Below are 4,430 nucleotides of genomic sequence, written 5' to 3'. Positions count from 1 at the left end.
AGCCCTCGTTGCCGATACGCTCGATGAAATGGCTGATGGTGGAGTGGTCGAACACGTTGTCGTCGATCGAGAGGAAGCAGAACCAACGAAAAGCCAAGTTCTCCGAAATCGCCGCACACAGTCGTCTAAATGAACTGACGTTGTATAGCGACGAGATCAGCAGAGCTCTGACCAGCACCTCCGGATGGATGGCCGGTCTGCCGTTGTCGCGACAGTAGTAGTCTTCGAGCGGCTCGACGAGTCTGGCGAAGTCGAATTGCTCGTCGATCTGAATGAGGAGATGCTTTGGATCGAGGAAGTCCCTCAGACGTTTGGTGGTGAACTGGAACAGAGTGGAGTCCCTGCTATGGCGGTCCAATGACTCTAGCATCGTGGTTTCCTGACCCTGATACTCTCGCCATCTTATGCGCCTTCGTTCCCAGCGACAACCACGGCTTTTTCAACAGTCCGTTACGAATGCCCCAACCGGTACCTCATTCCTGGACATTAGCGGTGCTACTTCCAAGACCTACGTTCCGACAGACGGAGATGCTGCCCGACCCACTCACTTGCGGGCAGTAGCCAAGTACACTTATTCACAGGGACAAAACAAGACGGCAACTAGCAGTACGTCCACGCTACCCGTGGCGGTATCAGACCCAGATAATCAGCCTCTGGGATTCCCGGATCAGGGTCCCAACACTGAAGGCTTCCAAACCGGACAGACCAGGTATGTCTTAGAGGAGATGAAGGGGGCACCCGCAGTGTCCAACAAGGACGGGTCTGCCTCGACCGCTGACCCGAACCCGGACCTTGTCACCGCAATTGACGTAGAAGGAACCGACCCAGACACGCTGACCTACACGCTCGGTGGAACCGACGCAAGTCTTTTCGAGATCGACTGGGAAACTGCCCAGGTCAGCCTGCGCAGCGGCATGAAGGTCGACTTCGAAGCCGGGGACACACATACCGTCACTGTAACGGCCACCGACCCATCGCTCGAAAGCGATACGATGACGCTGACGATCAATGTGGTCAAGGTAGACGAGAAGCCCACGTTCTCCAGGAAGGGACTCTCGGTGCAAGGGCCAGCGACAGACAGCTATCCTGAGAACGAGACCAGGGATGTGGCTAGCTTCATGGCGAGAGGCTCTGAAGCACCCGGGGCTACCTGGTCGCTCGAAGGTGCAGACGCGTCAGAATTCATGATCTCCGCGGGTGGCGTGCTGACATTCCGTTCCACGCCGAACTACGAGGCCCCCACAGACGCGGATAGTAACAACGTTTACAACGTGACCGTGAAGGCCTCCAGCGACAATATCTCTGACACGATGAGCGTCACAGTAACGGTCACGAACATCGATGAGCCCGGCTCCGTATCCATATCATCCCCAGGCAACGAGGTGAAGGTCGGCGTACAGCGGACGGCCGAGTTGGACGAGGGTGACGAGGAAGTAGTAACTGGCTGGCAGTGGGCCAGCGGTGCGTCCGCCACTGGTAACTTCACCAACATCTCCGGTGCGACGAACAACACGTACACGCCGGTTGATGGAGACGTGGGTTACTTCCTGCGGATCACGGTGGCCTACACTGACGCCAGCCACGGAAGTGACTCTCTTAGCATGGTTACAGCTACCGCCGTCGAGGCCGCAACGGTCACCGTGCCTGGCACCGACGGCACGCTGGCCCTGTCGCTCAGTCAACCAATCATCGGTGAATCCATTTCGGCCACGCTGACCGACGCAGATAACCCGGACACCACCACCTATTCGTGGGAATGGGAGCGGTCTACGAACAACTCGATCTGGACTACCGTCTCCGGTGCGACCGGCGCGACCTACACCGTAGGTACTGCCGACGCGGGCAACTACCTGCGGGCGACGCTCACTTACACGGACGACTCCGGGGCAGGCCAGACTGCGACTGCAGCGACCACCAGGCGGGTGCCCGTTGACGCCCAGTACGATACCAACTTCGACGGTACGATCGACGCGCCAGAGGTGCTGGCTGCAGTGACTGACTACTTCAATTCACCGGGAACCCCCAGTGACCAGCAGAGGGTGCTGCAGGTCGTCGCGCTCTACTTCGCCGGACTGAACCAGTAGGCCGAGAACCGGCATAAGAACCTAAGTGGCGACAGGCCCATCGGAAACGGTGGGCCTGTTGTCTTCAGGAGAGAGTGAAGAGGAGCCTGGGGAAGAATGAGTGAAGAGGAGTGAGTAGTGAGAGTTTGGCACTCGGACCTGACCCCTGGGGGTGTCTCAATAGTTCCTTCTCCCCTGGCGGGAGAAGGTTAGGATGAGGGGGATTTTCACCCTCACCTCAGTCCTCTCCCATCAAGGGAGAGGAGGTCTGTTGGCTGGGGTGCCCCTCAACAGGCTCAGTACGAACGGGGTTGTGCTTAGGGCGACCGGGGTTGTGCTCAGGGCACACGGGGTGGCTGTGTATGCGTTTCTGGGTTCCGGCCTCCGCCGGAACGACGGGATGCGAAGGGAAGAAATGGTGGGCCATCGTGGACTCGAACCACGGACCTCAGTCTTATCAGGACTGCGCTCTAACCGGCTGAGCTAATGGCCCCAGTGATTGTGCGCGGCTTAGTCTGCCGGCGCTTCTGCCTTTTCGGGATCGTACTCGACGACGATCTCGACCGGCGTGTTCCTCGCTACAATCAGCTCCAGCGACTCCGACGTGCTGTCGTTGATGGGCTGATGCACCGAGTTGGGCGGCACGTAGATGAAGTCCCCGGCTCCGATCTTGTCTGCGTTCTGCAGATTCTTACCGGACAGGAACCGTCCCCTACCCTTCACCACGTAGATCGCGGACTCGCAGTTGACGTGGTAGTGCGGGCTCGCAGCGCAAGCCGGAGGGATCGTGGCGATCGCCAGGTGTATCCCCTCAGTGCCCGCAAGCGCCTTCGACACGCCAGCCAGCCGGGTCATGCTCCCTGAGGAGACCTCGACCTCCAGGCCGTCGGCAGGTACCACTTTGCACGTTGCTGTAAGTTGCGTGTCCATGTTTCGGAGTATATCTTTGGGCTGAAATGGGTGTCAAGGAATGGGGGCTGTCTGAACTGTGATTCGTCTGATTATGGGATGGACAGGATTGTGTCTGATGAGACGTGTCGGGCCCTTGCAGGAGACCAGGTTGAGGGCGGGCCCTGGATTCCCGCTTTCGCGGGAATGACGGTAATTCGCAGAGGGCTCCCATCGCAGGAATAGCGTGGAGTATGAATACACTGTCAGGTTGGTTGCATGACTGCTGACGAATTCAGGTTTCGATGTCGAATCAGGGTGCGGTGGGCGGAGTGCGACGCGCAGGGCATCGTTTTCAATGGGGCGTACTTCAGCTACCTGGAAGTGGGGATGGCGGCGTACTACCGCAACCTGGGGATCGCGCTGTATGACCCTGAGGGCCGGCGTCACTTCGACACCGCGACCGTCAAGGCGACGCTGGAGTACATCTCCCCTGCCCTCGTGGACGACGTCCTCGACCTCTACTGGCGCGTAGATCGGATTGGGAACTCCAGCATAGCGACTCGCACAGAAATCTACAACAGTCGGTCCGGTGACCTGGTGCTGAAGGCCGAAGTCATCCATGTCGACTACGACAGCGACGCTGGGACGTCCAGGCCAGTACCGGATGACCTGCGGCGACTTATCGAGACGTATGAGGCCACTGGTGAGATCATACCGCTCGATGATCTGCCCGGACTGAGAGGCGTCGCCAGATCGCCTGAGGGGCCGGACATGCCCGTCGACGTGTAGGGACGGTTCGCGAACTGCCCGAAACTGTCGGTTCGGAGGCCGTGCTTTCACCCTCACCCCCGGATCAAGTCCGGGGCAGGCTCTAGCCCTCTCCCTGAGGGAGAGGGGACTTTAGATTCCGTGGTAGGCGCCCAACAAGATCACACGGCTTCGAACCGCCCTACGGGTCTGTGCCCCTCCCTACACGTCGACCCGGACCACTATCGCGGCGTTGGCGATGACGGTCTTGTCGCCGGAGCCCTCGCGGGGCTCGATCTCGAGTCCGCCCTTCACAGTCGTGAGCTGGCCCTTGCCGTGAGGAAGGGCAGCAAGCACTTCGTCGGCGTCGACGGCGTCGGGATTGGGAATCGCGACGGTGACGTCGACGATCATGTTCTGCGATGTGTCGGGGCCCAGCAGTCCCAGGAACATCAGGCTGCTGTGGTGTACGGCGTCCCAGACTGCGCGGCGGGCCGCTCGGGTGTAGTCCTGTCCGTGCAGGTCGATGCCTATGCCGATTTCGAGAATCGCGGGTGTCAGTGCCATTGTTCTTCTCCTTAGTGTATTTGAAGGTCTCGGGAGTTCTGGTAGAATCAGGGCCATCCTACACTGCCCTCGCAGTTGGGAACAGAGAGCGGGTGTAACTCAGGGGTAGAGTGTCTGCTTCCCAAGCAGGATGTCGTGGGTTCGAATCCCATCACCCGCTCC

At 59.5% G+C, this 4,430-nt stretch carries 5 protein-coding genes and 2 tRNA genes; 3 read left to right on the top strand and 4 right to left on the bottom strand.

What is annotated here, in order from left to right; all coding sequences use genetic code 11:
• Positions 1 to 370 (bottom strand): transposase (locus J4G14_14820; GenBank protein ID MCE2459061.1); only part of this gene is annotated, 370 nt, incomplete at its 3' end.
• 373 nt (positions 371 to 743) lie between these two features.
• Between J4G14_14820 and J4G14_14815 the strand changes: the two genes are divergently transcribed.
• Complete coding sequence (locus tag J4G14_14815; GenBank protein ID MCE2459060.1) at positions 744 to 2,084, top strand: cadherin repeat domain-containing protein; 1,341 nt, start codon at positions 744 to 746, stop codon at positions 2,082 to 2,084.
• 395 nt (positions 2,085 to 2,479) lie between these two features.
• Here J4G14_14815 and J4G14_14810 read toward each other — a convergent pair.
• Positions 2,480 to 2,556 (bottom strand) — tRNA-Ile (locus J4G14_14810).
• Between the two features lie 17 nt (positions 2,557 to 2,573).
• Complete coding sequence (locus J4G14_14805; GenBank protein MCE2459059.1) at positions 2,574 to 2,993, bottom strand: cupin domain-containing protein; 420 nt, start codon at positions 2,991 to 2,993, stop codon at positions 2,574 to 2,576.
• 237 nt (positions 2,994 to 3,230) lie between these two features.
• On the opposite strand from J4G14_14805, the gene J4G14_14800 reads away from it, so the two are divergent.
• Positions 3,231 to 3,743, top strand: coding sequence for an acyl-CoA thioesterase (locus J4G14_14800; GenBank protein MCE2459058.1), 513 nt, complete (start codon positions 3,231 to 3,233; stop codon positions 3,741 to 3,743).
• A gap of 180 nt (positions 3,744 to 3,923) precedes the next feature.
• Here the strand turns inward: J4G14_14800 and J4G14_14795 are convergent, their stop codons facing one another.
• Positions 3,924 to 4,268, bottom strand: coding sequence for a Lin0512 family protein (locus tag J4G14_14795; protein ID MCE2459057.1), 345 nt, complete (start codon positions 4,266 to 4,268; stop codon positions 3,924 to 3,926).
• 88 nt (positions 4,269 to 4,356) lie between these two features.
• Between J4G14_14795 and J4G14_14790 the strand changes: the two genes are divergently transcribed.
• Positions 4,357 to 4,428, top strand: a tRNA-Gly gene (locus tag J4G14_14790).
• The last annotated feature ends 2 nt before the right edge of the window (positions 4,429 to 4,430 follow it).

The organism is Dehalococcoidia bacterium, assembly GCA_021295915.1.
Lineage (GTDB): Bacteria > Chloroflexota > Dehalococcoidia > Lucifugimonadales > UBA1123 > VXRN01.
Note: the sequence above shows the minus strand (reverse complement) of the source record. Positions and strands in the feature narration are given on the sequence as shown.